This is a genomic window from Pseudomonas sp. WS 5078 (assembly GCF_012985745.1).
Lineage (GTDB): Bacteria > Pseudomonadota > Gammaproteobacteria > Pseudomonadales > Pseudomonadaceae > Aquipseudomonas > Aquipseudomonas lundensis_A.
Map to the genome: position 1 here is coordinate 52,977 of NZ_JAAQWX010000016.1, position 25,730 is coordinate 78,706.

Sequence of the window (25,730 nt, forward strand, 5' to 3'; positions counted from 1 at the left end):
ATGATCAATATCCGTTCCTTCCGCGATTTATTGCGCCTGTTCTTCATCTTCAAGCGCGAAGTCAAAATCACCGTGCTGGTGACCTTCATCATCATTGTGCTGGGCGCTTTTTTGCTGCCCAACCGCTTTGAGTCCACCGCTTTGCTGCTGGTCAAACCCGGCCGCGACACCAGCACCCTGCCGATCGAAATTGCCGATCGCCAGGCCGTTGTGATCCCCAGTGCCATGCGCGACCCGATCATTGACGAAGAACGCATCCTCACCGGGCGCCCGATCGTGCGCATGGTGGCCGAGAAATACCTCGACGACCTGTCGCGTCAACCACAACCCACCGGGGTCGTTGCGACCCTCAAAAATACGCTCAAAGCCACCGTGCAAGGGCTGGTGGACATCGGTCGCGGGTTCCTGCAAATGCTCGGGTTGGTGGAGAAACAAACCCCGGTTGAGCGCCTGGCCGATCAGTTGAGCAAAAATTTCAGCGTCACCCATGCCCCCGGCTCATCGGTGATGGAAGTGAGCTTTACCTGGAATGACCCTGAAGTGGCCCAGCAGGTGGTCAAATCGTGGATCGACCAATACGAGCAGGAACGCACCTCGACCATGGGCCGCAAGAGCCTCTACGGCTTTTATGAAACCGAAGCGGCCGCCACTCAGGCGCGGATCCTCGACTACCAGCGCCAGATCGAAAAAATCCTCAACCAGTTGGGCGCCGTCAGCATCGACGAACGCCTGAGCGACATTGCCCGCAACCTCAACAACCTGAAGGGCGAGCACCTCAACACTACCCGCGCCGTGGCCTCGACCCAGAGCGGCCTGGACACGATTCAGGCGCAGCTCAACAGCATGAAAAAAGAGATCAGCATCGGGCGGCAAATCAGCATTAACCCGGACCGCCAGGATTTGGCACAACGTATCAACGCCAAACTGATCGAACGTCAGGAAATGACCCGCACCTTCAAAGAAACCGCGCCGCCGGTCAAAGCGCTGGACGCGGCCATCGCCAACCTGCAAGCGCTGCTCAACAGCGAGAAGGCCGTGGTGCAACGCAGTGAAAACCTTGCACCAAACCCGGTGTACACGCGCTTGCAAAACAGCTTCGCTGATCAGCAGGCCAGCCTCAGTCGTCTCAAAACCCAGGCTGCCCAGCAAAAAGTACAACTGGAAAAACTTGAGCAAGATCGCCGCGAGGCGCTGGCCCTTGAGCCTGAACTGTCACGTTTGCAACGTGAGTTGGCCGCCGCCGAAAAAAGCTTTGCCCTGTACAGCGACAGTACTGAAAAAGCGCGTATTGACCGTGAACTGGACAAGAGCCGCATCAGTAACATCGCGGTGATCGAGCAAGCCACGCTCAACCCCAATCGCGTGTTCCCGAAAAGCTTGCTGATGCTGTTTCTAGCCCTTCCGATCAGCCTCGCAGTCGGGCTGTTGGCGCTGTATTTCTTCTACCTGCTGGACCAACGCATCCACGACGGCGACCACATCGAAGAACGCTTTGGGGTCAAGGTCTGGACCAGCCTGCAAGACCTTAGCGATAACCAGCCCCAGCGGCGCAGCGCCTTTATCGCCAGCATGTACCGGCTGTATGGGGTGCTGCCGCTGGAACAAGTGGCCGAACGCGGGTTGAGCATTGGCCTGACCTCTGCGCGCAGGGGCGAAGGCGTGAGTTTCGTCATCGAGCACCTGCGCCAGCTGCTGGAAGAGCGCGGCCATCAGGTGCGGGTCGAGGGTACCGGCCCTGCGGCGCCGGGAGAAATCTTGCTGTTGAACGCTTCCGGGTTCTTCTCCAATCAGGAAGCCTTCGTGATCTTGCGTCAGGCCGATTTGATCTGCCTGATCGTCGAGGCTGAAAAAACCACTGTGCCGATCCTGCAAACCGCGCTCAACACCTTGAACACAGCGTTCAAGCGGGTGGATGGCATCATCATTAACCGCCGTCGTTTCGACATCCCCGAGAAGGTGTTGAACTTCCTGGCGCGGATTCGGGGTAAAGCCTGATGCACATCGCCCTGCTAGCGCCCCTGGCGCCTGAACAAAACGGTATCGCCGACTACGCAGGGCACCTCAAGGCCGCCCTGCAGAGTCAAGGCATTGAAGTCAGTACGCCGCTGGCTGGCATCGGCAACGATTCCGAACGCGCGCTGCAACGGGTGGCCAGTACGGACTGGCGCGGCATTGATCTGGTGCACGCCGAACTGGGTGGCGGGCGTCTGGCAGAGTTCCACGCCCTGCATGCCTTGCGCGAACGGTTCCCGAAACTGCCCCTGACCGCCACGGTGCACGACCCGGAGCGGCTGGTCTGGCGCCGCGCCCGGCTGCCCTGGCCGTTGTCACTGGCCAGCCGCCTGCCTTCGCCGTTGCCGCAACTGGCGACCGTGCTGGCCGACCCTTTGTGCCTGTATGAAGAACGGCAACTGGCCCGCAGCCTGACGCGCCTGGTCACCCTCACGCAGTCAGGCAGCGACTGCCTGAAACAGCGCATGGGCCTGCATAACGAGCAAATGGTGGTCATCCCCCATGGCAACTTACTGATTCCGCCTGCGCCGCTGCCTGATCTCAACCCGGTGAAGCTGTTGTATTTCGGCTTTATTTATCGCGGCAAAGGCATCGAGGATTTGCTCGAAGCCCTGGCCATGGTTTTCATGCACAAGCCCGAACTCAAGCAGCAACTGACCCTGACACTGGCCGGGGGCAGCGAACCGGAAATGGCCTTCGAATCCGGCGGCAGCTACCTGCACCTGCTGCGTCAACGCATTGAGCAATTGGGGCTGGAGAAGAGCATCGCGTGGCGCCTTGACCTGCCAGCCAGCGACATCGCCACGGTCATTCAGGCGCACCACGTGATGGTCCTGCCCTACCGCGAGTCGAGCAAACTCAAGTTGTTGGGCCAGTTGCGCGGCACCAGCGGGGCGCTGTCATGGGCCGCGGCCTGTGGGCGCGGGGTGATTACGTCGGATGCGCGTTCATTTGCCGAGGAGGTCGATCATGGTAACGGGGTGATTTACCCCCAAGGCAATGTGGCCGCGCTGGCCGCCGAGTTGGGCCATTTGTGTGCCGACCCGATGATGGCTGTTCGCTGGGCCGAGCACGCCCAACAGATCGGCAATGAACGCGTCTGGAGCAAAACCGCCGAGCGCTTTCACCAGATGTTCAAATCCGCCTGTTGGGGGCGCACCCATGTGGCGTAAACCTGTGTTCTGGCTCCCCGCACTGCTGATCGTGGTTATCGGGGTCAGCCTGCTGCCATGGAGCCCGCCCGCCGAAGCCGAAGGCACAACGTTACGCGCCCCGCGCCCGGTGGTATGGAAGGACTTTTTGGGGGTTAACGCGCAGTTCCAGTACTTCCCGCAGCCGGTGTATGAAAAACAAATGCAGCGCCTCGATGCGCTGGGGCTGGACTGGGTGCGCCTGACCATTCACTGGGCGATGATCGAGCCCGAAGAAAACAACCTGCAACTGGCGCCGCTCGATGGCGTGATGCAGGCCATCAGCGCGCATCATTTCAAGACCCTGGCCTATCTGGTGGGTTCTGCGCCGTTCGCCAGCAGCGTGCCCCCCGGCGAACCGACCACTGACCTTTATCCACCCAAGGATTTTTCAGTCTTTGCCCAACGCATGCTGATGCTGGCCCAGCGTTACCCGCAAGTGAACGTATGGCAGGTGTGGAACGAGCCCAACATCATGTGGCTGCCCCAGGCCGATCCTGCCGAGTACTACCGCCTGCTGACCACCACCGTCAGGGCGATTCGCGCCGCGTTGCCAGAGCACCCCATCGCCACGGCCGGGATGGCGTATTACAGCCAAATGCCCAAGCAACCGGGCCTGATGCTGGAAAAAATGCTGGAACAGGGTTTGGCCGAGCAACACCTGATCACCGCATACCACCCGTATTCGCAGTACCCGGAGGGCGACAACCCCGCCGACAACGACTTTCTGACCCGTTCCAATTTCCTCAACAACGCCTTGCACGCCAAGGGCATTGACCAGGTGTGGGCCACGGAATGGGGCTGGTCGAGCTACAACGGCCCACAGGAAATGCAACTGCTGATCGGCGTCGACGGGCAGGCGGATTTCACCCTGCGTCGGCTAGCGCTGATGAGTGCGATGGATTTTCAGCGCATCTTCCTGTTCAACCTCAGCGACCTCGACAGCCGCGCCACGCCGCGCGACCAGTACTACGGCTTGCTGGACCTGCAGGGCAATCCCAAGCCCGTATACGTAGCGTTGCAGCATGTGTTCAAGGTCACCGGCCCGCGCCTCGACCCGGCCGACGCCCCCGTTGTCGACGGTGCGCCAAACGACCTGTACAGCATTGGCTGGACCCGCAGCGACGGTAAACGCTTGTGGATGTTCTGGAGCGCCAGCGGCAATCAGGTGCAGTTGCCAGGCGTGACTCAGGCCACCCTCTACAACCCGCTCTCCGGCACTGAAACCCCGCTAAACGATGCGGCGGCGATCACCGTGCCGCTTAAATCCAGTTTGCAACTGTTGGTATGGACGCCATGAAAATACTCTGGACGTTGCCCTATCTGCCCTGGCCAACCACCAGTGGCGGCAAGACCCGCCAATACCATTTGCTGCGCAGCCTGGCCGCGCGCGGGCATCGAATCACCCTGCTGGTGCAGTCAAAAACAGCCCTCGACGCCGCCACCCGGGCAGCGCTTGAGCCGTTTCTCGACCGTTTGATCGTGCTCCGCCGCCGCCCTTTGCGCAGCCTTAAGACCCTTCTGGCCGTGGCCTTGGCGCCCTACCCGATGCTGGCCGGCATCAACGGCGTGACGGCCCCGCTGGAACAGCAAATAGGGCAACTCCTGCAAGAGCCGTGGGACGTGATCCAGATCGAACACAGTTACAGTTTTCAGCCGTTCGAGCGTGCACTGAGCGCCGCCGGGCGCGACTTCATCCTCACCGAGCACAACCTCGAATCAGCCCTTGGCGCCGCCAGCTATGATCGCTTGCCGGGCTGGCTCAAGCCCTTTACGTCCTATGACCAGTGGCGCTATCGGCGCTGGGAAAAACGCGTGTTCGGGCTGGCCAAGGAGCTGATTGCTGTCACCGAGCAGGACGCGCGTGCCATGCGCCAACTGACGGACACGCCGGTGTCAGTGGTGGTCAACGGCGTCGACAGCGGGCATTACGCTCAGGTACAGCCCGACCTGCACAGCCAGCGTTTACTGTTTGTCGGCAATTACGAATACCACCCCAACGTCGATGCCGTGGAATGGGCGCTGGACAGCATCCTGCCCGAGTTATGGGCGCTCAATCCCCACGTGCGTTTTGCCATCTGCGGCTTTGGCCTGCCGGATCACTGGCGCCAGCGCTGGACCGACCCGCGCATTGAATGGCAAGGCTTCGTGCCGGATTTGCGCGATTTACAGCGTCAGGCCGCCGTGTTTTTTGCCCCGTTGCGTCAGGGCGGCGGCTCCAAGCTCAAAGTGCTCGAAGCCATGGCCGCAGGCTTGCCGGTGGTCACCACTGCCCAAGGACGCTCAGGGCTGAACGTCAGTAACGGCGAGCACTACCTGGGCAGCGAACACCCGCTAGAACTGGCACAGCTGCTGAACACGGCATTGAGCGACCCCGCCCTGTTGCAACGCATCGGCGAGGCCGGACGCGCCTACGTCAAAACCGAGCATGACTGGTCGGTGGTGGCGGCCCAGCTGGAACAGGTTTACACCCGCCTTCCCTCCTTAAAAGAAGAAGTCAGCGTATGCGCATAGGTCTGGACTACCGCCCCGCTGCGGGCTATGGCAACAGTGGCATTGGACGTCAGACGCTGGCCCTGGAAGCAGCGTTGCGGGCGCACCCCGATGTGCAATTGCAATTGTTCGGCGTCGCCCCGCACGATCATCCGTTGCGCCGCCGCGTGCATTGCCCGCGCTGGGGTGCGCCGCTGCAAAGCGTGCACCGCCTGCCCGGCCGCATTCGCTTCGAAGGCGGCTTCCTGCCCGGCGCCCTGCGTGAGGCCGGTATTGAAATTCACATCTGCAACTTCAACATGGGCTTGCCCCTGGGCGCCAAACCCTCCGGCATGCGCTATGTGCTGCAACTGCACGACCTGTTCCAACTGACCCACATCAACCACCACGGGTCGCGCCTCAAAGAAAAGGTGTACCGCACCAGCGACAAACTTTCGATCGGGCATTCGATCAAGGTCGCAGACCGCATCTGGACACCTTCGCAATACACGGCAGATGAGGTGGTGAAGCTCTTCCCCGCGGCCAAAGACAAAGTACGGGTGCTGCCGAACCTGGTTAGCGGCTTTGTCGGTGAACCGGCGGACATCAGCGACCTTAACCTGCCCGCGCGCTACTGGTTGGCGGTGGGCACACGCGAGCCGCGCAAAAATATCCCCTGGCTGGTCAGTGCCTGGCAGGCGGCGCGCCAACGCTCGGAACAGGTGCCGGAGCTGGTGCTGGTTGGTGCCCGGGAACACCTGCCTGAGCCCTTGCAGCAATTGGCTGGCCTGCATGTTGTAAGCGACCTGACAGACGCTCAATTGCACGCGGTTTATCAGCACGCCGAACGCCTGTGGCAGCCCTCTTATGCCGAGGGTTTTGGCCTGCCAGTCATCGAGGCGCTGAGTGTGGGCACCTCGGTGGCCGTGGCCAGCGGTTCAGCGCTGGATGAGATCACCCCAGCCCAGAGCCCACGCTTCTCCCCAACCGACACACAAGCCCTCACCGCGTTGATGGTGACCTTGGCCAATCAGGGCCCGGAAGACGCCGGGCAAATGAAGAGCTGGGCAACCCGTTACGCTGACGAAGCGTATCGCCAGCGCTTCAATACGCTGTTGGAGGAGCTTCGATAATGCCCTTGGCACTTCCGCTCGCGTTGCTGTTCAGTCTGTTATTCGGGCTTATGGCCTGGGTGCTTGCGCCGCTCACTGTGATCGTCCTGATGGTGGGCGTCGCCGGAGTGGTAACGGTGCTGCGCCATCCCCTGTGGGGGCTTTTGCTGTTCGGCGTGCTCGCGACTTTCCTGCCCTACACGACGATCAATATCGGCTTTCGCACCACCGTGTCGGAGCTTTTGATCCTGCTGGTATGGGGCAGCGTGCTGGTGCAAAAAATCCTCAACAACCTGCGACCCGCCCCCCCACTCTTGCGCACCGAACGCTGGGTGCTGGGGTTGATGGTGTTCAGTGCCGTGCCGTTTGTGGTCGGCCAGTGGATGGTCACTGCCGAAGGCAACGGCCCGGTGAACTGGGTGCGCTGGCTGTTGAACTTGTCCGTACTGTTTTTAGTGCCGCGCCTGCTCGATACGCCCAAAGCACGTGAGCAGATGGTTATCGCGCTGCTGCTCGGCACGTTATTGCTGTTGCTGCTGTCGATCCCGGTGTACCTGCGGGACCGTTCTGCCAGCGGCATTACCTCAATCCTCGGGCACTTGGGCTATGGCGGCGTGAGCATGCTCGACGACCGTTTGCAGTCCTTTACCACCCGCATGAGCTCGCCGTGGATGCACCCCAACGTGACGGGCGGCGCCATGGCCTTGCTCGTGCCGCTGGCCCTGTGCTTCGGTTATACCCGACGCGGCTGGCTCAGAGCGCTTGGGCTCAGTGTCGGCCTGCTGGGGGTGCTGGCACTGGCCATGACCGGTTCGCGCGGGGCCTTGATTAGCATGATGGTGGTACTGATCTGGTGCGCCAGCCAACGCGTGCCCTACACCGGGCGCATGCTGCTGGCTGCGGCTGCCGCTGTGGTGGTGCTGTTGCTGGTGTACCCGCCGTTGCAAGAACGTCTGGCCGCCATCTTTTCTACGTCCGACTCCGGCAGTACCAGTGTGCGGCTGGATGAATACCGGGCATTCCCCAACGCCATCGCGAGCTTCCCGCTGGGCATCGGTTTCAAGGTCGAAGCCGGGGTAGCGGGCACCGGTTTGCTGGGCATCTCCAACCTGTTCCTGAACTTCATGTACAAACTCGGCCTGCCCGGCATGCTGCTGTTCATCGCCGTCATCGCCAGTTGGTGGCGCAGTGTGCGCCCGGTCCACAAGCCCATTGTGCTGACTGCCGACAATGCGATCTGGCTCGGCACCACCGTCGGCCTGCTGGCCGCGCTGGTCAGTGGCCTGTTCGACCACTATTTCAGCTTCACTCAAGTGTTGATCGCGTTGTTCTGGCTGATGCTCGGTTTGAGCCTGCAGGAAGCCCGGCGCCTTAAACACCCTGCCTCGCCGCCTTATTCAGGAGTTCGCCCATGAAACACCGCCTTTTCCACTCGCGAAACCTGCGTCAGGCCCTGCCCGAGTACGCCGAAAAAATGGGCGTCAGCCTCGAAGAACTGACCGACGCCTACGACTGGATGCTGGCCAATGACGTGTGCTTCGAACAACCGCTCAAGGGCGATACCTTGTGTTTCATCAGCTACCTGAATATCGAGCCGCGTATTGAACACCCGCTGGCCCGACGGTTTTATGCGTTGCTGGGGCGTGAACTCAAAGGCGCGCTGATCCCGCTGTACGGCAAAAACTGGCCGACCTTGCGCGACCGCCTGCTGCGTTGGTGGGAGCTGGCCTACAACATTCTGATCTGCAAAATCCCCAGCCACACCCTGCGCCTGCTGTGGCTGCGCGCGGGCGGGGCGAAAATCGGCAAAGGGTCAACGGTGTGGCGCAACACCGAAATCCTCGGCGTGGACAGCTTGCGCATCGGTGACGACAGCACCGTGGGTTGGCATTGCCAGCTGGACGCACGGGGCGGCCTGATCATTGGCAACCATGTGACCATCGCCTCCCACGTCCTGATTATTGCGGGCGGCCACGACGTGCAAGCGCCCGAGTTTTGGGCCGTGGGCGGCCCCGTGTACATCCGCGATTACGCCTGGATTGCCAGCCGCGCCTTGCTCTCCTTTGGTGCCGATATTGGAGAGGGTGCGGTGGTAGGCGGCAACTGCGTGGTGTCCAAACCGATTCCGCCGTATGCCATCGTCGGCGGCCCTGACGCCACGATCAAAGGCGAACGCTGCCGCAACCTGAACTACAAAGTGGGCGGCAAAGGCCTGTTCACGTTGTTTCACTAGGCCCAGGCCATGTTCGGATCAACCCTGTGGCTGACCCTGGCAACCCTTACCGGGCTCGCGGCGGGGTTCGCCCGCGAGTGGCTGCTGGTGGCTGCCTGGGGCGCGGGCGGGCGCAGTGACGGCTTTTTAGTGGCCATGTTCCTGCCTGAAGCATTGCGCATGGCGCTGGCCGCAGGTTTGTTGAGCGCGGCCGCCTTGCCGTTGTATCAGCAACGCTCACCGCTGGCGCAACGCGCCTGGCTCAGCGCGCTGGCCCCTCGCCTGCTGCTGTGCGGACTGCTGCTGAGCGGGATTCTCGGCTTGGGTTCGCTGCTGTGGGTACGCCTGATCGGCCCCGGCCTCGACACTCAGGGCTACGAACTGGCCAGCCACAGCTTGCGCATTCTGGCGTGGTGCGCCCCGGGCTTTGTGCTCCACGGTTTGTTTTGCGTCCCTTTGCAAGCCCGCTCACGGTTCGTGCTGGCCGGCCTCGGATCGCTGCTGTTTAACCTGCCGCCGGTGGTGTACCTGGCGCTCTTGAAGCACCAATCCACCGCCGAAGGGCTGGCCAGCGCCTGCGTATTGGGCAGTGTGCTGATGCCGTCGGTGATGCTGCTGACGCTGTACCGCGACGGCTGGAAACCCTGGCAGATTGAGTCCGCGCCCGGTGCCAGCCGCGAGCTGCTGCAACGCATCGGCCCGTTGTTGAGCAGTAACCTGGCCAGTCAGGGGCTGGCTTTGCTGGAACGGATGGTCGCCTCGCTGCTGGGCGAAGGTTCGGTCACGTGGATCAACCTGGCGCGCAAGCTGATCAACCTGCCGTTGATTGCCCTCATGAGCCTCAATCAAGTGCTGCTGGGCCTGATGAGTGGCAGTTCGGGCGAGCAACGTCTGGGCCTGCTGCGCAAGGGGCTGGCCAGCGCCACCTTGCTGACCGTGCCCGCCGTGGCCGGTCTGATTGGCGCCGCTGGAGCGCTGGTGCACCTGCTGCTGCCCAACCAGGCGGCAGACAGCCCCTTGCCTGAGTTGCTGGCGTGGTTTTCGGTGCCCTTGATGTTTGGCGCGTGGAACGCATTGCTCGCCCGCTATGCCTACGCCGCTGGAGACACGCGCATGCCGCTGACGTGCGAACTGATCGGCAGCCTGCTCAACGCGGTCCTGTTGGCCGTATTGCCGTTTTTCTTTGGCTTGGTCGGGATTGCACTGGCAGCGGTGGGAGGCGTGGTGCTCACCGGACTGCTGCTCATGCGCCGCCAACACCTGCTCGCCCACGTGCCGTGGCGCAGCCATTGGTTGCTCGGGTTGGGCATGATGCTGGTGTCGGCCCTGTTGCTGCACCCACTGCAGTCCATCTGGCTACAACTGGGCCTGAGCACCGCGTTCGGCGCATTGCTGATGCTGGCATTGGCCCTGTGGTTACGCCCTTGGGGCACGGACAAACCGGAGGTTCAATGAATTTGCCGCTCAGGGTTGCCTGCATTATCCCGACCTACAACGGTCGTCAGGAACTGGAGCGCCTGCTGGACTCACTGGCGCGCCAGAACGCCGAGTTCGACACGTTCATCGTCGACTCCAGCTCCCGTGACGGCACCTTCGAGCTGGCGCAGGCGCGCTGCCCGAACGTGCTGCGCATCGACAGCAAGGACTTTAACCACGGCGGCACGCGGCAGATGATGGTCGAGCGCAACCCGGACTACGATGTGTGCGTGTTCATGACCCAGGATGCCTATCTGGACGACCCCGACGCGCTGGCCGCGCTTGTTCGCCCGTTTAGCGACCCGTCTGTGGGCGCGGTGTGCGGGCGGCAGTTAGCGCATTTGGATGCCGTGCCGTTGGCGCAACATGCGCGGCACTTCAACTATCCGCCCACCTCGCAGCTCAAAAGCCTCGACGATGCGGCGCAGTTGGGGATCAAGACCGCGTTCATGTCCAACTCGTTTTCCGCGTATCGGCGTGATGCGCTGATCGCCGTGGGTGGCTTTCCAAACCATGTGATCCTGTCTGAGGACATGTACGTCGCCGCCAAAATGTTGCTGGCTGGCTGGAAAGTCGCGTACGAAGGCCTGGCGTGCTGTCGGCACTCGCACAACTATTCGCTCAAGGAAGAGTTTCGCCGCTACTTTGACATTGGCGTTTTTCAGGCCCGCGAGCCGTGGATCCGGCAGACGTTTGGCGGGGCCGGGGGTGAAGGGTTGCGCTACGTGAAATCCGAACTGACGTTTTTGGGCCCCCGGCGTGTGCTCGACTGGCCCGGCTCGCTGCTGCGTAACGCGGTCAAACTGGGGGCTTACAAACTGGGTCAGCAGGAGCGACGCTTGCCCACTCGCTGGAAGAAAAAACTCGGCATGTACCAACGCTATTGGGACGGGCCGTTTGCCTGAGTCGTGCGATGGCCGCATCACGTGCAGCCATCGCGCGGATCGTCAGTAACGGCGCAGGGGTTAGCCCAGCACCTCGCTCAACGGAATAAACCCGACCTCATCGCCTGGCGCCAGCGTGCTGCCTTCACGCACTTCCACCAGCCCTTCGGCCCACGCGGCGCTACGCAGCACGCCGGAACTCTGGTTGTTGTAGAGGACTGCATGGCCTTGCTCCAGACGCCCGCGCAAGTACTCGCGACGATTGCCCGGCTTGGCCCAGACGAAACCGGCTGGCACCTGGAAGGTCAGCGGCTCGACCGCCTGCACCCCTTGACGGCGCAGCAGGTACGGGCGCGCCAACAAGGCAAACGTCACCAACGTCGAAGCCGGGTTACCCGGCAACCCGATGACCGGCACGCCACGGTAGTGGCCACAGGTCAAAGGTTTACCGGGTTTGATCGCCAGCTTCCACAGCGCCAGCTCACCTTCTTCACGCAGGGCAACCCCCAGAAAGTCAGCTTCACCGACCGAAACGCCGCCGGTGGAGAGAATCAGATCCACCTCGCCCAACTCAATCAGGCGCTGGCGGGTGGCAGGCAGGTCATCCGGCAAGATGCCTGCATCAAGCACGTCACACCCCAGACGGCTGAGCCAACTGCACAGCAACACACGGTTACTGTTGTAGATCTGCCCCGGCCCCAATGGCTGCCCTGGCTCTATCAGTTCATCGCCTGTCGACAATACAGCCACGTTGACCCGGCGAATCACGTCAAGCGTGGCGCAGCCCAACGACGCGGCCAGTCCTTGTTCGATCGGCCCAAGGCGGGTGCCTGCGGGCAGTACCACCTCACCGACGGTGGTTTCTTGCCCTTGCGGGCGAATGTTCTGATTGACGCGCAACGGTTGGCTGAACACTACCCGGCCATCGGCCTGTACCTGCGCGTTTTCCTGCATTTCGACGCAATCCGCCCCGGCAGGCACCGGCGCGCCGGTGAAGATCCGCGCGCAGGTGCCGGGAGTCAGCGCCTCGGGCGCCTGACCGGCAAAAATACGCTGGCTGACAGGCAACGGCTCCCCGGTCCAGTCGGCCAGGTTCAGCGCATAACCGTCCATGGCGCTGTTCGGCCAGGGCGGCAAGTCCAGGGTGGCGATCAGATCCTGAGCCAGCACTCGCCCCTCGCAGGCCGCCAGTGGCAACGTCTCGGTGTCGCGAATCGGCGCGGCTTCAGCCAGTGCCAGCAGGCGCGCCAGTGCCACTTCAACCGGCATCAACTCGCCGGTACGGCCCGGCTTACCCACGGGTTTCACAGGCCGTTGCCTGCTTCAGATGCGCCACGAAATTGCATGGGCGATGACGGGCGTCCAGTTGTTCGGCCAGAATCCCGTCCCACCCCGTGCGCACAGCATTGGTCGAACCCGGCAGGCAGCACACCAACGTGCCGTTGGCCAGACCGGCCAGCGCGCGCGATTGCACGGTCGAGGTGCCGATGTCGGCCACGGAAATCTGCCGGAACAACTCACCAAAGCCATCCACCTGTTTGTCCAGCAGGCAACTGACGGCCTCAGGCGTACTGTCGCGGGCCGTAAAACCGGTGCCGCCGGTGATCAGCACCACCTGAACCTCATCCTCGGCAATCCACTGCGCGACTTGGGCGCGAATTTTGTACAGGTCATCCTTGAGCAACACACGTGCCGCCAATCGATGGCCCGCTTCAGTCAGGCGGTCGACAAACACCTGACCCGAGGTGTCGGTGTCGAGGGTGCGGGTATCGCTGACGGTCAGAACAGCGATGTTCAAAGGTACGAAAGGCGCATCAACCTTGGCTTTCATAGACGAGGTCCAGTTGTAGGAAGAACAGCCCGGTGTTATATCACAGCCCTTCTTTTGCCTGACTGCGCGGAGTCAATTCATGAACCGGTTACCTTGTTCCATCCTGCTTCTGGCGGGCGGACGCGGCCAGCGCATGGGCGGGCAAGATAAAGGGCTGGTGCAATGGCAGGGTCAGCCGCTGATCGCCCATGCCCTGCACGTGGCACGTCCCTTCACCGATGACCTGATTATTTCCTGCAACCGTAATCGCGAGCGCTACGCAGCCCTGGCCGATCAACTGGTCAGCGATGGCAACGACGACTTCGACGGGCCATTGGCCGGGATCCGCGCGGGTCTGGCAGCAGCACGGCATGCCCATCTGCTGGTGCTGCCCTGTGACGTACCGAAGATCGACGCCGCACTGATTGCCCGGTTGCTCGATACGGCAGGTCAGCACCCCGGCCGACCGGTCATGGTGCGCCAAGGCCAACAGTGGGAACCCTTGCTCTGCGTCATCCCCGTGAACCAGCGCGGCGTGTTTGATAATGCCTGGGCAAACGGCGAACGCAGCCCGCGCAATATCATGCTTAAGCTCAATGCACACGCTTGCGAGTGCGTAGACAATGACCCGCGGCTGGTCAATTTCAATACCCCGGATTTACTGGACTAACCGCAATAGCTATTCTTGCGCCACTCTTCAGGGAACTTGCAGGCGCTGTATACGTCTCAGGGTCAGTTACCTATCACGCACATTCATTTGTTGGAGAAACACCATGACTCATCGGACTCTCGCCGCTCTCATGCTCACTGCTGGCCTGGCCGCCCTTGCTGGCTGTGCTTCGCCAACCGTGATCACACTCAACGACGGTCGTGAAATCCAGGCAATCGACACGCCTAAGTACGATGAAGATTCGGGCTTCTACCAGTTCAAACAATTGGACGGTAAAGAAACCCGCATCAACAAAGATCAGGTTCGCACCGTTAAAGAGTTGTAAGTTTCATGCATTAAGACAAAACCCGCCTGGTGCGGGTTTTGTTGTTTATGGCTCCCCGCGTGTTGTTTCTTACCAGTCGAGGCTGATCTGACTCTCGAAAAAACGCGCCTGACCTGTCACCGGGTCGGTAAAACGCAACGTCTTTGCCAGTAGTTTCAACGGGTTGGCATAGTCATCCTCAGCATCCTTGATCACCTGTGGGTAAAACGGGTCGTTGCAAATCCCCGCCCCCAACGCCGCCATATGCACCCGCAATTGATGCTTCTTGCCGGTCACCGGCGATAACCCGTAACGCCACAAGTCGCCATTTTTTTCGATCACGCTTACGTGCGTCTCGGTGTTGCTGACACCTGGGCCTTCTTGCATGCGGAAGAACGGTTCGCCATCAATCAATCGGCTTTTATGCACCAGGGGCAGTGGCAGATCCGGCAACGCTGGCGCAATGGCTTCGTAATGCTTGTCGATTTTGCGCGTCGGAAACAACGACTGATACGCCGAGCGACTCGCCGGGTTGGCCGAGAACAGCACCAGCCCGGCGGTGTGACGATCAATACGGTGCAGCGGCACCAAATTCGGATTGCCCAGGGTGCGAATCAACCGACGCAACAGGGTCTGTTCCACGTATTCCCCGGCAGGCGTCACCGGCAAAAAGTGAGGCTTGTCGGCCACCACCAAATGCTCATCGGCATAGAGGATGGTCTCTTGCACAGGGATCGGCGTTTCGTTGGGCACTTCACGAAAATAGTGAATGCGCAGGCCTTCCTTGTACGCCAACTGCGGGCTGACAGGCTCCCCGTGGGCATCCAGCACCCGACCGCGGGCCATACGATCGAGCCATTGCTCGCGGCTGATTGCGCGAAAGTGATCACACAGGCAGTCGAGTACCGTCGACCACTGGCCGGGCGGTAGATACAGGGTGCTGGCTTGATGCGCGGCGGCGTTGAAAACAGGGGGCGACATAGTGGGCTCGGGCAATAAAAAAGCAGTCGGGATTATCGCCCAGCGTCCCCGTTCAAGAAACCGCCAATCGCATCCCACCCTATATATGTAGCCATTTCCGGCGTTTATGCCGGTACACACTGCTCACGTTTCCCTCCCCCTCCCGGCTATCGGCTGGACCGAGATACAAGGCCGGGGTATTAGAATTTTCGTGAGTGATGCCCATGAGTGATGTCTTTCATTTGTCGGATGCCTTGAGCGCCGAACTGGTTTCGTTGAGCCCCCCTGCAGAACGGCAGCATGTCCAGAAGTGGACAGCGCTGGACGTCGAGATCCAAACACTACTGGCGCAACAGCCCACCGTTGAATCCGTGCTGCAAGAAGCGTTGAACACAACCTTCCCTGACGCAACCGACCCGCTTGACCCGGAGCGTCTGCTGGTGATCGTCAAACCCAGCGGCGAGACGTCCTCCTCTGTAAGACCGCAACCGTTAAGCGTGTTGGACACGGTTCTGGATACCTTCCGTACCGGTCTTTACCCGCGCTACCCAAAAGAACGAACCTTTATTTCCACGCAGGTCGAGGCGACAAACTCACTTCTGGACATCGCCCTTTTTGAGGGCTTTTGTGGCGACGTCCGCCAACACTTACAACGCTACCTCAAGCAACAAACGACAGCGTTCTGGCACGCACAAACACCTCTGACCGGCACCCGTACCCGCAAAGCCTGGTTACAGGAAAAGCTCAGTGAGTTGCTGACCGTCGAATCTCAACTGCTGTCATTCGACGGCACCCTGATTCCGGACCATCGCGTGCTGATCGATCACATCGTGCGCTACCCGACTGTCACGGCACGCGGAGCATTGCCCGCGTTTTCACGACCCGCCGTCTACGCCCTCGCACTGAAAACCGAGGACGACCCAGCCTTGGCTGATTTGGCGGGCGCATTTGTCATTACCGCCCGGGATGGTACCGGTGCGGACGATGCAGCCGGGGCGTATGCGATTCCTGTCAAAACAGCGGCTGTTCAGATCAGCGCCAGCGCCGATGCTGGCACCGTGGTGCTGTACACGCCTTCCGGTGGCCTGACGGGTTTTACCTCGTTGAAAGCCTTGCACGATGAAATCGAACGCCGCTGGCGCAGCACGTCAGAATTTGAGTCGCTGCTGGAACTGCTTTCGACCCAGGACCTGAAGCGGGTCCTGACGTGGGATAGAGGGCCGCAGGCGCCGCTGGGGCTGGTGTTCACCGAGATAGAGGGCTCCCTGTTCGAGCACCTATTCAGCGCCCATGACCAGCAGCGCGAACAGAATATTTTCCACGTCCTGCTCCATTCGGCTAACCGCTCAGTCACGCAAATCAGCGAAGGCTTGGCGCACGTTGTCGACTACGCGCATCGTTTTAAACAGGCCAATGCGCTGAATGCGCGATCCGTTAAACGCATCGCACTAAAAGCCCGTGAATGGCTGCTTAAAGCCAACAGCGCCGATCGTCAGGCCTGGCTGGATGCGTCTGAGCACTATCGCCTGATGAGCCTGCTGGCCAATGAAAACGGTGAGCCTTCAGCCGAACAATTTGGGGACAAGCCCTTCTTGCTGCGCTATGCGCGTGAACAATTGCAGCAACATATCCAGGCCCACTATGGGCTCAACGTTGATCCCGACACGGTCCTGATCACCGTCACCACGGCCGAGCGAGGGGCCGGGCCGGTTATTCCGCCGACAGCTTGGGCCCCCACCTCCTACACGGCAGTCAACAGCCTTTCGCGTACCGGACCTACGATCAGGCTGAGCAGTACCACGCGAACAATGACGGAACTGGCCCTCGAAAACGTCAGCAAATTTGACATTGACTACGCACTGACGGCCCGCGTGACCACCGTTCATAGCAGCGATACCGCCGCAGCTCCGCTCAATGCAGCGCAAATCAAAGCCATTATCCGAACCGTCAATATCGGTGATAACTACCCCGCCTATCTGCACGATGCACTGATCGATTCGCCCAAGGCCGTGGCGCGACGTGAAACCGCCATGCGGCTGATGCATGCGCAAATGCAGGTGGATGCACTGGAGGCCAAGATCAACGGTGATTTTTCGCCCGATCGCGTTGACCGGGGGTATCGATGGGTGGAAGCGGCGCTTAAAGCGGCCGAAAATCCGGAGCTCACGGCGACCTTTGAAGAGCATGCCCTTGCCACCTTCCAACTGCTGATCAGCGAAGCCACCGTGCGCGGTGTATTGATCTTTGGTACACCTGCAACCCATCCAATCGACAGCACGCTGGTGATGCTCGATATTATTGCGCCGCCCCCCCATTTCCCCGTCAAGTCGCTGGTGGTGTACACCCCGTATGCGCCGGACGGAAAACGATTCAGAGAGTTCGAAAGCCGCCAGCATTTTGCTAGGCATTTTCTGGGCAACCCGCAGTTGCTCGACTACTTTGTTTCGCGCGTCAGTCAAGGCAATAAGGCGCGGGTCCGTCTCTTGCTTGAGCAAGGATTGAGAGCACCCGATATCAAGCTCATACCTATTGCAGGCAATTTCATCGAGCAAGCCTGCTTGGCCGAAGCGCGGCAGGGCATCGCCAATGCCGAAGCACTGAGTACCTCCACCTCCGAAATCAATCAGCTCACGGTCTGGAACAGCATTGAAACGGTGGTGGACGTGGTGACCATGCTACTGCCTTTAAAAGTGACCGCGCCCATCGCCTTGGGACGCAGCCTGATGTCGCTGTGGCGTTTCATCGACGCCCTTAAACGCGACAGCCAGAGGGAAGCCATCGGGCATTGGGTGGGCATGATTGCGCACTGGGCAGACGCCAGCATCGATATCGGCGTTGGCTTCATTCGCGGGCCTAAAACGATTGCTACCCCCGCTCCCGCCCTTGATCCAAAACTGAGTTACAGCCACAGCGTGTCTGACCTGACCTTGCGCAGCGATGGCATTTATCAGGGCATTTATGAAAGAGCCCCCTCGGGCAGCGGCTCGTTACAGCATTTCATTCATCAAGATGAGCATTGGTTTCAAATCGTCCACGACTCGCATCTGAACCTGTGGCGGGTGATCGACATGCGCAATCCACAAGCCTGGTATCGCTCCCCCATAGCCCGTGACAGCCAGGGCGTGTGGCGCATCGAAACAGCGCAGGCAGGCTTGCTGGGCGGGATTCGCTCCACACTCGCGCCGTTTCGGGTACGTGTTGCATTCCCCAATTTCAGCTTTAGAGAAGCGCGAAAACTGCTTGATCAATTTGACTTCCCCCCTGCCAGTCAAATGCGGCTGGAATTGGACCTGGCGGAATACCTGGTCAAACATCACGTGTTTCCGATCTGGTCCAGGCAGTACCTGAAACCCGGACTGGGGGAAGCAGCCGCCCGGGTACAGCCGAGCACTTCCAGCAGCACTGTGGGCCTGAGCAATAAACGCAAGCTTGCGGAACCCGCCGGGGATTTCCCGCGCAACGCGCCAAAACAGCCTGTGGTTTCGACCACGACGGTGGTGATTGAACCCCTGAACAACACGAGCTGGAAACACTGGGGGCAAGCCCTGGAAGCAACACAGTTGACCCCGGTGAGCCTGAACCCGCCCATCTCCAAAGTCACCGATGCAAAAGGAACTTACCGGGTCATTAACATTGACGAGCTGTATTACGAGATATTGCCACAGGGCAATCTCCCCCAAGGCAACCGGGTGTTCATCCGCTACCCCGACAAACCCTGCAACACGTATGAACAGTTAGGTTTGCTGATTCACCAGAGCCGTTACCTGCAACCCCGGCTGGCCGAGTTCATTAATGGCCAATGGGTTGTCCACCCGCCGTTTTTCCATAAGTCGCTGGCCCAGTTTGTCGGTTCTCTTTTGCCGGCCCTGACACCTGTTTCAAGGAGTGCAGTGGCAAAAAGGCTGTATCAATTCGCCGATACCTCCAGCCCCGACCTGACCCCGAAACGCATGCGCACTATCAACAACACTTTGCATGGTTGGCGCACAGGCAACGCCGTCCCAGACCATCTCCATCTTGGGGACCCGCTCGCCCTGCTGGCGCAAAAAGGCACAGCCGCCGGCAATAAGACCTTCACGCTCGGGCAACTGGCACGCACATCATTCTTCAATCAGCTGGATCTGATTCTGCTCGCCAGCGAACGCTTGCTACTCAATGAACCGTTGGGCCTGAACAACATGATGAGACGTGTGCTGGAGCGCCTCGGCTATCAAATTTATCCGGACATCCCAAGTGCCACTGAATTGGTGTTCCGCCGCAAGGGGGCCGGAACCATGAACTATCTACAGCTGCACAGCATCAACTCGCCGCAGATCTCGCTGGCCAAAACCCTGTCGGAGTCGATCGAGGCCATGATCCAGCGCAACCCGTTGTCACCGCTGTCGCTGGCCATGAAAACAGCCCGCCATGAAGGTAAATTACTGGCGTTTTTAGGAGGGGTCATGCAGACGCCACTCGCTGACGTGCCCACCGGGTTTATTTATAGGGCGTGACACACACAGGCAGGCTCTCAGCTGCAGGCCGTGCGGCCTGCAGCTGGAGGGTTAACAATCCATAACGCGCAAAAAACCAATCGCTTGTTCTATATCAAAAGGCCAGTCCAGCTCAGCCCCCGTGTCCACACGGCGTAATACCGGAATACGCAAACTATAGGTGTCAAAAAACGCGAGTTCTTCGGCAATATCGATCAGTTCTACCAACAGCCCATGTTCGATAAGCGGCATCAATTGCGCTTCCGCGATCTCACACAGATGACAGCCCAATGTGCCGAACAGTTGACATTCGGGAAGCATGATTTTCGACCTGAAGGAAATAAGCCGCCATTTTAAGAGCCTCCCATGCCGTCGTCGACCTGCAATCAAACTGCACAGTCATTTGGCCGGGCCTGTTTGCGAATGCCGTGGACTGACTGCAAATGTTCGGGCGCAATAGGCCGTTGCCCAATCCAGCACCGGTTTCTCGAAAAAACGATACGCCAGTGCCCCGTAACACAACACGGCCGCCATCATCAGCAGCAGGAAAACAGCATTGTCCCAAGGGCTGGCAGGCCACACCCCGACCCGTTGCCACAGATGACCGATCACACCCAGCACTAACAGGTGCGACAGGTAGATCGTGTAGGACATATCACCGGTAAAGATCAGGAACGCAGGCACGCGGATCCGTTTACGGCGCTCCAGCAGCACCAGTGCGCCCACCAGTGCGCCAAAAACACCACCGACCGATAGCATGCGCATCAGCCCCTCGGCAGCAAATAACTGATAGCCATAGATCAAGGGAAACCCGATACACAGAGCGGCTATCAGCGTTGCCCACACCCAGGGCGTCGGCAACCTGGCGCTGAATTTGCTGTAAAAAAACAAGGCCAGCGCACTGCCCGCGATGAACTCAAGCGCATACGGGTGAAGCATGATTTTCAATGCCGGGTTGAAGTCCTGCCAATTGGCAGACACGTTGAAGCCAATCAACCCGATCGCCCACACCCCCAGCAGCAGTGGCAGGTGTTTCTCCTTGAACAACAGCAAGCCGGTAAACACCAGGTAAAACCACAGTTCAAAGATCAGTGACCACGCCACCATCACCAACAACACCCGGTCATTGGGCAGCAGCAGGAACGACATTAGCCAGTTAGAGCTGCCGTGGGAGGTGTTCACGACACCCGGCAGGGCCAGGGTCACCCCCAAAGTAATAAAGAAATACAGCCAGTAATTGGGGTAAATACGTGAGAGTCGATTAAACACAAAGCGCTGGGTCTGCACTTTGTTTTGAAAACGGCCACGGGTGACGATCACCATAACGAAGCCACTGATGACAAAAAAAAGATCGACGCCCAGTTGGAAAAAATTCACCAATGCTGGCAATAGAAGATCGCCCCCGGAATACTTCGCTTCAACCGAGGCCATGTGAAATACAACCACTCCCAGAACGGCAGCGCCTCTCAAGCCTTGGAGGGAATACAGACGTTCCATAACGCTCCTGACGACTACGCTTGTTCAACATCCCATTAAACTGCTGGTTCTGAGCATAGCGAAGGACCGTGATTTTGGAATTTTGCTCTCAAAGAATGATGCATATCAGCGCCAGCCCCCCTCATTTGCTGGAAGCTCGCGACTTTTTTATTTGAACTCACAGGGAAGACGTTTGTGTTTGCCAATTTATTGATCATCCTCGCCTCATCACTGGTGGTGATTGCCTTTTTCAGGCGATTGAAGCTGCCCCCGGTGCTGGGCTATCTGTGCGTGGGCCTGTTCGTGGGGCCAACCGCTCTGGACTGGATCAACGACAGCCCGGACTTGCCCGATCTGGCCGAACTTGGCGTCGTGTTTCTGCTGTTTTCGCTGGGGCTGGAGTTTTCGTTGCCCAAAATGCTGGCACTGCGCAAGGTGGTGTTCGGGCTGGGCAGCCTGCAAGTGGTGTGCACCTCGTTGGTGCTGGGGGGGTTGCTGTACGCCTTTGGCATGAGCCTGAATGCCGCCTTCCTGCTCGGTGCCGGCCTCGCGCTGTCATCCACGGCCATCGTCAGCAAGGAACTCACCAGCCTGGGGGAAATTTTCAGTCGCCATGGCCAGAACGCAATTGGCGTCTTGCTGTTTCAGGACGTCGTGGCGGTACTTTTGCTGACCCTGGTGCCGGTGTTTGCCGGCAGCAGCGATCAGGCCTGGTATTGGGCGTTGCCCGTCACACTGGGCAAGACCGTGATTCTGTTTGTCGGCTTGCTGTTGGCCAGTCGCTTTCTATTACCGCGCCTGTTTCATGAAGTCGCAGCCTCGCGCTCGGCAGAGCTGTTTGTATTACTGGCCCTGGTCATCGTGCTGCTGACGGCGTGGCTTACCCACTTGTTAGGGTTGTCGCCGGCACTGGGGGCATTCCTCGCTGGCATGCTGCTGGGTGAAAGCCATTACCGTCATCAAATCGAAGCAGACATTCGCCCGTTCCGTGACATTTTGCTGGGCCTGTTCTTCGTCAGTATCGGCATGCTGATTGATCTGCAGTTGTTCGTGCATGACGGTTTTCTGATTCTGGGGCTGACCCTGGCGCTGTTGCTGATCAAGGGCGCCGTGGTTGCGCTGCTGGTCAAAATACGCGGCAGCGATGGCGAGACCGCGTGGCGCAGTGGCCTGGCCCTGGCCCAAGGCGGCGAGTTCTGTTTCGCGCTGATGGCGCAGATGCAGAGCAGTGCCCTGATCCCGCCAGAAATGGCCGGTTACCTGCTGGCTGCCACCTTCTGCTCCATGCTGCTGACGCCTTTGCTGTTACGCGCGGCGCCACAAATTGCGGCCAGCTTGCACCGCAAGTCCAACGAGGAAGCGGAACTGGAAGAAATCGCCGCACAGAACGCCGAATTACACGGGCATGTGGTGATGTGCGGGTACGGCCGTGTCGGCCAGTCCATCGGACGCTTCTTGCGCAGTGAGCAGCATGAGTTCGTCGCGCTGGATTACGACCCGGATCGCATTCAGGAAGCGGCCAAAGTCGACAGTTGCGTGCATTACGGCGATGCTCGCCGCGGGGATTTACTGCGGGCGGTGGGCCTGGACCGTGCGCGCTTGCTGGTGATCGCCGTCGACAATACCGAGGTGGCCATGTGCGTGCTCAAGGAGGCGCGTTTAATCACAATCGATGTGCCTGTATTGGTGCGCACCCGCGACGACAGTCTGCTCACCGAACTCAAAGCCGCCGGAGCAACTGAAGTGGTGCCGGAGCTGCTGGAGTCGAGCCTGATGCTGGCCTCCCACGCACTGATCCTTCTGGGCATACCGGAGCGCAGTGTGCGCCACCGGGTCGATGAGGTCCGTCACAACCGCTATCACTTGCTGGACGGCTGCCTGGATAACGCTGACGCACGCGAAACCCCGGGGTTCACCCGCGAAGGTGAGTAATTTAAGGTAAGGTCTTGTCACAACCGAGGGTGAACATCTCAGACGCCGGCATGCCCGGCGACAGATTTTCAGTGAACCTTCAATCCATGCCTACACTCTGAACCATCAAGAAGCCACTCACGGAGATCATCATGGCCCGCAATACAGCAAAAAATGCGCAAGAGATTTTGATGGCTGACTTCCAGACGCTGGTTGCCGACACCGAACGTTTGCTGGAACACACAGCCTCTTTGGCTGGCGATCAGGCTGACGAACTGCGTTCACAGATCAAGGACAGCCTGCTAAAGGCCCGTGAATCACTCGAACAAACCAAGGAAACCCTTCAGGAGCGCGGGCAGGCTGCTGTGGTCGCTACCGAAGATTATGTCCAGGCCAACCCTTGGCAATCGGTCGGTATTGCTGCTGGCGTGGGCTTTTTGATCGGCTTGCTGGCGACTCGGCGCTGAATATGACAGAAGAATCCGGATCCCCTCGTTCCTCACCCCGGCGCCTGGGTGCCGCGTTTCTGGGCTTGTTGCACAGCCATGTCGAGTTGCTCGGCATTGAGTTTCAAGAACAGAAAGCGCGTACGGTCAGTCTGTTGCTATTTGCGGGGCTGGCACTGGTGTTCGGTCTGTTGTTGCTGATCGGGCTCTCGGCACTGGTGCTGGTTCTGGTCTGGGACAGTTATCGTCTGGCCGGCATCATCGGACTGTGCGTGTTTTATGCGCTGGCCGCCATTTTCTGCGGCCTGCGCCTCAAAGCGGCGGTGTTCGATGAATCCTCTCCTTTCAATGCCACGCTTGAAGAGCTGGCCAAAGACCGCGAGCGTTTGTTGCCATGAACCTGCCTGAAATGCCGCCAAAAGCGTCCCGGCGTGAAATGCGCAAAGTGCTGATTCGCTTGCGCATGGAGATGCACCGCCAGGAAATACGCCACGAAGCCCAGCAACTGATGCAACCTCTGCAGAAGATGCGCGGGATGACGACTAACTGGCAAGATAGCCTCGGCATCAAACACGCCCCGTTATGGGGCGTGGCCGCTGTTACCCTGCTGGGCTTTCTGACAGGCAAAGGTGCACGCTCCAAGGGCACCGGCCGCATGTCACGCCTGATTGGCCTGACGACCGGTTTATTGCCGCTGATCAAACTGGTCATCCAGGGTACAGCGCGCAAGCCTTGAACATGCCTGACCGGCGCATCGCGTGTCCGTTGTTTGAACGACGGTTGCGCGCTGCGCCTTTTTTTGCAACCTCCTCCCCCTTGCACCCTCCTGCGTGAAGCGAGAAGCTGAGCCCGGACTCACTGACGGAGCACTGCGCCTTGGATTGGCAAACCCTACTTAATCGCGAACGTCTCGGAAAACCCCATCACAGCCCGGAAGAACTAGGGCGCAGCCCCTTCCATAAAGATCACGACCGCATCATCTTCTCGGGTGCATTCCGCCGTCTTGGCCGTAAAACCCAGGTTCATCCGGTCACCAGCAATGATCATATTCACACCCGCCTCACCCATTCACTGGAAGTCAGTTGTGTCGGCCGCTCTTTAGGCATGCGCGTGGGTGAAACCCTGCGTGGCGCCCTTCCTGACTGGTGTGACCCCGGCGATCTTGGAGTGGTGGTGCAGTCGGCTTGTCTGGCCCATGACATCGGCAACCCGCCTTTCGGGCACTCGGGCGAAGACGCCATCCGAAACTGGTTTCAACAGGCCGCTGGCCGCGGCTGGCTGGATGACATGAGTGACGCCGAGCGACTGGACTTCCTGAGTTTTGAAGGCAACGCCCAAGGCTTCAGGGTGCTCACGCAGCTGGAATATCACCAGTTTGACGGAGGCACCCGCCTGACCCACGCCACGCTGGGCACCTTCCTCAAATACCCGTGGACGGCAAAGCATGCCGACTCGCTCGGGTACAAAAAACACAAGTTCGGATGCTATCAGAGCGAGCTTCCCCTGCTTGAAGGGATCGCCCAGAAGCTGGGCCTCCCGCAACTCGAGGACGAACGCTGGGCACGTCACCCTCTGGTCTATCTGATGGAGGCAGCGGACGATATCTGCTATGCCTTGATTGACCTCGAAGACGGTTTGGAAATGGATTTACTGGCCTATCCGGAAGTTGAAGCCTTGCTGCTGGGGCTGGTAGGCGATGACTTGCCGCAGACCTATCGCCAGCTGGGGCCCAAAGACTCGCAACGGCGCAAGCTCGCCATTCTGCGCGGCAAAGCCATTGAACACTTGACCAATGCGGCGGCGCGTACATTTGTCGAGCAGCAGGATGCATTGCTTGAAGGCACGCTGCCGGGCGATTTGGTCGAGCATATGCATGGTCCGGCAAAACGTTGCGTGCTGGATGCCAAAAACATGGCCAGGCACAAGATATTTCAGGACAAACGCAAAACCCTTCATGAGATTGGTGCTTATACGACGCTGGAGATCTTGTTGAATGCCTTTTGCGGGGCAGCGCTGGAGCAGCACAAAGGTCGCACGCCCTCATTCAAGAGCCGTCGCATCCTCGACTTGCTGGGTAATAACGCGCCAGCCCCTCACTGGCCACTGCACCGTTCCTTCATGCGCATCATCGACTTTATCGCCGGCATGACCGACAGCTACGCCACAGAAATGGCCAGGGAAATGACTGGCCGCTCAAGCCCTACCTGAGCCCCGCCCTCAATACAAGGCTAATCACGCTCAGCGATTAGCCTTGTATTGCACTGTCAGAAAATGACACCTCACGCGAAAGAATTAAAACCAAACACCCAAACACAACATGTA

Annotated in this window: 22 protein-coding genes; 17 read left to right on the forward strand and 5 right to left on the reverse strand. The window is 59.7% G+C overall.

Annotation, left to right across the window (positions count from 1 at the left end):
* Genes HBN68_RS18900 through HBN68_RS18940 form a run of 9 tightly spaced genes read left to right on the forward strand, consistent with a single transcriptional unit; the run spans position 1 to position 11,380 of the window.
* Entirely contained in the window at positions 1–1,995 is a 1,995-nt protein-coding gene (locus HBN68_RS18900; protein WP_094995031.1) for a GumC family protein, read from the forward strand.
* Positions 1,995–3,185, forward strand: coding sequence for a glycosyltransferase (locus tag HBN68_RS18905; protein WP_169965744.1), 1,191 nt, complete (start codon positions 1,995–1,997; stop codon positions 3,183–3,185). Before HBN68_RS18900 ends, HBN68_RS18905 begins: the two co-directional genes overlap by 1 nt.
* Positions 3,175–4,503, forward strand: a complete 1,329-nt coding sequence (locus HBN68_RS18910) for a cellulase family glycosylhydrolase (RefSeq protein WP_094995029.1) — start codon at positions 3,175–3,177, stop codon at positions 4,501–4,503. Before HBN68_RS18905 ends, HBN68_RS18910 begins: the two co-directional genes overlap by 11 nt.
* Positions 4,500–5,717, forward strand: a complete 1,218-nt coding sequence (locus tag HBN68_RS18915) for a glycosyltransferase family 4 protein (protein ID WP_169965746.1) — start codon at positions 4,500–4,502, stop codon at positions 5,715–5,717. The genes HBN68_RS18910 and HBN68_RS18915 overlap by 4 nt, the downstream gene beginning before the upstream one ends.
* Positions 5,708–6,808: a glycosyltransferase family 1 protein gene (locus HBN68_RS18920; RefSeq protein WP_169965750.1), complete on the forward strand. Its 1,101-nt coding sequence runs from the start codon at positions 5,708–5,710 to the stop codon at positions 6,806–6,808. The genes HBN68_RS18915 and HBN68_RS18920 overlap by 10 nt, the downstream gene beginning before the upstream one ends.
* Positions 6,808–8,202: an O-antigen ligase family protein gene (locus HBN68_RS18925; protein WP_169965754.1), complete on the forward strand. Its 1,395-nt coding sequence runs from the start codon at positions 6,808–6,810 to the stop codon at positions 8,200–8,202. The genes HBN68_RS18920 and HBN68_RS18925 overlap by 1 nt, the downstream gene beginning before the upstream one ends.
* On the forward strand, positions 8,199–9,020 hold the full coding sequence (locus HBN68_RS18930; protein ID WP_094995025.1) for an acyltransferase: 822 nt from the start codon (positions 8,199–8,201) through the stop codon (positions 9,018–9,020). Before HBN68_RS18925 ends, HBN68_RS18930 begins: the two co-directional genes overlap by 4 nt.
* 9 nt (positions 9,021–9,029) lie before the next feature.
* Positions 9,030–10,454, forward strand: a complete 1,425-nt coding sequence (locus tag HBN68_RS18935; RefSeq protein WP_169965758.1) for a lipid II flippase MurJ — start codon at positions 9,030–9,032, stop codon at positions 10,452–10,454.
* Positions 10,451–11,380, forward strand: coding sequence for a glycosyltransferase family 2 protein (locus tag HBN68_RS18940; RefSeq protein ID WP_094995023.1), 930 nt, complete (start codon positions 10,451–10,453; stop codon positions 11,378–11,380). The genes HBN68_RS18935 and HBN68_RS18940 overlap by 4 nt, the downstream gene beginning before the upstream one ends.
* A gap of 60 nt (positions 11,381–11,440) precedes the next feature.
* Here the strand turns inward: HBN68_RS18940 and glp are convergent, their stop codons facing one another.
* Positions 11,441–12,628, reverse strand: coding sequence for a gephyrin-like molybdotransferase Glp (gene glp / locus HBN68_RS18945; RefSeq protein ID WP_169965820.1), 1,188 nt, complete (start codon positions 12,626–12,628; stop codon positions 11,441–11,443).
* Between the two features lie 22 nt (positions 12,629–12,650).
* A complete protein-coding gene (gene moaB, locus HBN68_RS18950) occupies positions 12,651–13,190 on the reverse strand; it encodes a molybdenum cofactor biosynthesis protein B (protein ID WP_094995021.1) in 540 nt (179 codons plus the stop codon).
* Positions 13,191–13,269: 79 nt separating this feature from the next.
* On the opposite strand from moaB, the gene mobA reads away from it, so the two are divergent.
* Positions 13,270–13,839 (forward strand): molybdenum cofactor guanylyltransferase MobA, encoded by a 570-nt coding sequence (mobA, locus tag HBN68_RS18955; RefSeq protein ID WP_169965761.1) that lies wholly within the window; start codon positions 13,270–13,272, stop codon positions 13,837–13,839.
* Between the two features lie 103 nt (positions 13,840–13,942).
* Entirely contained in the window at positions 13,943–14,164 is a 222-nt protein-coding gene (locus HBN68_RS18960; protein ID WP_094995019.1) for a YgdI/YgdR family lipoprotein, read from the forward strand.
* A gap of 69 nt (positions 14,165–14,233) precedes the next feature.
* Here the strand turns inward: HBN68_RS18960 and HBN68_RS18965 are convergent, their stop codons facing one another.
* Entirely contained in the window at positions 14,234–15,124 is an 891-nt protein-coding gene (locus HBN68_RS18965; protein ID WP_094995018.1) for a pseudouridine synthase, read from the reverse strand.
* Between the two features lie 203 nt (positions 15,125–15,327).
* Between HBN68_RS18965 and HBN68_RS18970 the strand changes: the two genes are divergently transcribed.
* Entirely contained in the window at positions 15,328–19,596 is a 4,269-nt protein-coding gene (locus tag HBN68_RS18970; RefSeq protein ID WP_169965765.1) for a DUF6543 domain-containing protein, read from the forward strand.
* Between the two features lie 51 nt (positions 19,597–19,647).
* On the opposite strand, the gene HBN68_RS18975 is transcribed toward HBN68_RS18970, so the two are convergent.
* A complete protein-coding gene (locus tag HBN68_RS18975) occupies positions 19,648–19,896 on the reverse strand; it encodes a glutaredoxin family protein (protein WP_169965768.1) in 249 nt (82 codons plus the stop codon).
* A gap of 78 nt (positions 19,897–19,974) precedes the next feature.
* A complete protein-coding gene (locus HBN68_RS18980; RefSeq protein ID WP_169965772.1) occupies positions 19,975–21,072 on the reverse strand; it encodes an acyltransferase in 1,098 nt (365 codons plus the stop codon).
* 174 nt (positions 21,073–21,246) lie between these two features.
* On the opposite strand from HBN68_RS18980, the gene HBN68_RS18985 reads away from it, so the two are divergent.
* From HBN68_RS18985 to HBN68_RS19005, 5 genes are all read left to right on the forward strand, one after another.
* Positions 21,247–22,983 (forward strand): monovalent cation:proton antiporter-2 (CPA2) family protein, encoded by a 1,737-nt coding sequence (locus tag HBN68_RS18985; protein WP_169965775.1) that lies wholly within the window; start codon positions 21,247–21,249, stop codon positions 22,981–22,983.
* A gap of 131 nt (positions 22,984–23,114) precedes the next feature.
* Positions 23,115–23,429, forward strand: coding sequence for a YqjD family protein (locus HBN68_RS18990; RefSeq protein WP_094995013.1), 315 nt, complete (start codon positions 23,115–23,117; stop codon positions 23,427–23,429).
* A 2-nt stretch (positions 23,430–23,431) separates the two neighbouring features.
* On the forward strand, positions 23,432–23,806 hold the full coding sequence (locus HBN68_RS18995) for a phage holin family protein (RefSeq protein ID WP_094995012.1): 375 nt from the start codon (positions 23,432–23,434) through the stop codon (positions 23,804–23,806).
* The gene (locus HBN68_RS19000) at positions 23,803–24,144 is read left to right on the forward strand and encodes a hypothetical protein (RefSeq protein WP_094995011.1); all 342 of its coding nucleotides are present in this window, start codon (positions 23,803–23,805) and stop codon (positions 24,142–24,144) included. The genes HBN68_RS18995 and HBN68_RS19000 overlap by 4 nt, the downstream gene beginning before the upstream one ends.
* A 140-nt stretch (positions 24,145–24,284) precedes the next feature.
* Complete coding sequence (locus tag HBN68_RS19005; protein WP_169965778.1) at positions 24,285–25,616, forward strand: deoxyguanosinetriphosphate triphosphohydrolase; 1,332 nt, start codon at positions 24,285–24,287, stop codon at positions 25,614–25,616.
* Positions 25,617–25,730 lie beyond the last annotated feature (114 nt).

Excerpts from the sequence above, each read along its gene's own strand:
- HBN68_RS18900 (WP_094995031.1), top strand. The coding sequence starts at position 1 with ATGATCAATATCCGTTCCTTCCGCGATTTATTGCGCCTGTTCTTCATC.
- HBN68_RS18905 (WP_169965744.1), top strand. The coding sequence starts at position 1,995 with ATGCACATCGCCCTGCTAGCGCCCCTGGCGCCTGAACAAAACGGTATC.
- HBN68_RS18910 (WP_094995029.1), top strand. The coding sequence starts at position 3,175 with ATGTGGCGTAAACCTGTGTTCTGGCTCCCCGCACTGCTGATCGTGGTT.
- HBN68_RS18915 (WP_169965746.1), top strand. The coding sequence starts at position 4,500 with ATGAAAATACTCTGGACGTTGCCCTATCTGCCCTGGCCAACCACCAGT.
- HBN68_RS18920 (WP_169965750.1), top strand. The coding sequence starts at position 5,708 with ATGCGCATAGGTCTGGACTACCGCCCCGCTGCGGGCTATGGCAACAGT.
- HBN68_RS18925 (WP_169965754.1), top strand. The coding sequence starts at position 6,808 with ATGCCCTTGGCACTTCCGCTCGCGTTGCTGTTCAGTCTGTTATTCGGG.
- HBN68_RS18930 (WP_094995025.1), top strand. The coding sequence starts at position 8,199 with ATGAAACACCGCCTTTTCCACTCGCGAAACCTGCGTCAGGCCCTGCCC.
- HBN68_RS18935 (WP_169965758.1), top strand. The coding sequence starts at position 9,030 with ATGTTCGGATCAACCCTGTGGCTGACCCTGGCAACCCTTACCGGGCTC.
- HBN68_RS18940 (WP_094995023.1), top strand. The coding sequence starts at position 10,451 with ATGAATTTGCCGCTCAGGGTTGCCTGCATTATCCCGACCTACAACGGT.
- glp (WP_169965820.1), bottom strand. The coding sequence starts at position 12,628 with ATGCCGGTTGAAGTGGCACTGGCGCGCCTGCTGGCACTGGCTGAAGCC.
- moaB (WP_094995021.1), bottom strand. The coding sequence starts at position 13,190 with ATGAAAGCCAAGGTTGATGCGCCTTTCGTACCTTTGAACATCGCTGTT.
- mobA (WP_169965761.1), top strand. The coding sequence starts at position 13,270 with ATGAACCGGTTACCTTGTTCCATCCTGCTTCTGGCGGGCGGACGCGGC.
- HBN68_RS18960 (WP_094995019.1), top strand. The coding sequence starts at position 13,943 with ATGACTCATCGGACTCTCGCCGCTCTCATGCTCACTGCTGGCCTGGCC.
- HBN68_RS18965 (WP_094995018.1), bottom strand. The coding sequence starts at position 15,124 with ATGTCGCCCCCTGTTTTCAACGCCGCCGCGCATCAAGCCAGCACCCTG.
- HBN68_RS18970 (WP_169965765.1), top strand. The coding sequence starts at position 15,328 with ATGAGTGATGTCTTTCATTTGTCGGATGCCTTGAGCGCCGAACTGGTT.
- HBN68_RS18975 (WP_169965768.1), bottom strand. The coding sequence starts at position 19,896 with ATGCTTCCCGAATGTCAACTGTTCGGCACATTGGGCTGTCATCTGTGT.
- HBN68_RS18980 (WP_169965772.1), bottom strand. The coding sequence starts at position 21,072 with ATGGAACGTCTGTATTCCCTCCAAGGCTTGAGAGGCGCTGCCGTTCTG.
- HBN68_RS18990 (WP_094995013.1), top strand. The coding sequence starts at position 23,115 with ATGGCCCGCAATACAGCAAAAAATGCGCAAGAGATTTTGATGGCTGAC.
- HBN68_RS18995 (WP_094995012.1), top strand. The coding sequence starts at position 23,432 with ATGACAGAAGAATCCGGATCCCCTCGTTCCTCACCCCGGCGCCTGGGT.
- HBN68_RS19000 (WP_094995011.1), top strand. The coding sequence starts at position 23,803 with ATGAACCTGCCTGAAATGCCGCCAAAAGCGTCCCGGCGTGAAATGCGC.